This window comes from Nostocoides veronense (assembly GCF_039531185.1).
GTDB classification, from domain to species: Bacteria; Actinomycetota; Actinomycetes; order Actinomycetales; family Dermatophilaceae; genus Nostocoides_A; species Nostocoides_A veronense.
The window spans coordinates 1-812 of the sequence record NZ_BAAAPO010000002.1 but is presented as its reverse complement, the minus strand read 5'-3'; the positions used below and the strand labels follow the sequence as shown (position 1 = coordinate 812).

Annotated in this window: 1 protein-coding gene; it reads right to left on the bottom strand. The window is 70.2% G+C overall.

What is annotated here, in order from left to right; translation table 11 throughout:
* Positions 1–208 precede the first annotated feature (208 nt).
* Positions 209–812, bottom strand: a 604-nt coding sequence (locus ABD225_RS00610; RefSeq protein WP_344079750.1) for a transposase, incomplete at its 5' end; no start/stop codon positions are given.

Sequence of the window (812 nt, the reverse complement as noted above, 5' to 3'; positions counted from 1 at the left end):
CGACCGCATGCCGGCCGCGGAGACACTCTGAAATGAACACCGGAAACACCGTTCATCGGATAGACCCCCCCGGCCGGAACTGACCCACACATACGTCAGGAGAGATTCCCTAACTGGTTGTCAAGGTGGTGGAGGGTGGATTCTTCGGGCAGGGGTGATCGCCGAGGGGCCCTGGTGTGACGGGCCCTCGCTCGCTTTGGAGTGGGGGTCAGCGGGTGAGCTTGGAGCGGTGCGTGGCCGCGCTGCGTGCTCGGGCTCGGGCCCGGACCTCGGGTGGGACGGCGTGGGTTCGGGCGATCTCCTTGGCCCGGACTCGGGTCAGCGGGGTGCCGTCGATGTCGCGGAGCTGGTAGGGCTGGTCGCGGTGCAGGACCGTCCAGGTGCGTTCGATCAGCTTGCGCGCGACGGCGACGGTGGCCTTGGTGTGGCTGTGGCCGCGGTCGACCATCAGGTGCCGATAGAACGCGGCCAGCTGAGGGTCGACCCGTCGGGCGCCGCCGGCGGCTTGATAGAACGCCAGGCGCAGCACGGCCGGGCCTTCCTTGGTGATCGCCCTCGAGGGCTGGACCACGGTCCCGGAGGACCAGGTGGAGGGGTTCATCCCGACGTAGGACGCGGCCGCTTTGGCGGTGGTGAACGCGCCGCCGTCGCCGAGGAACGCGCGTACGGCGGGTGCGGTCATCGGGCCCATCCCGGGCACCGACAGCAGGAGCGGGTCGTCACCGTACAGGTGGGCCCAGTAGCGCGTGGCCTGGGCGGTCGCTCGGGCGATCCGCTGGTCGGCCTCGGCCATGTCGTGCAGGTGCTCGGCG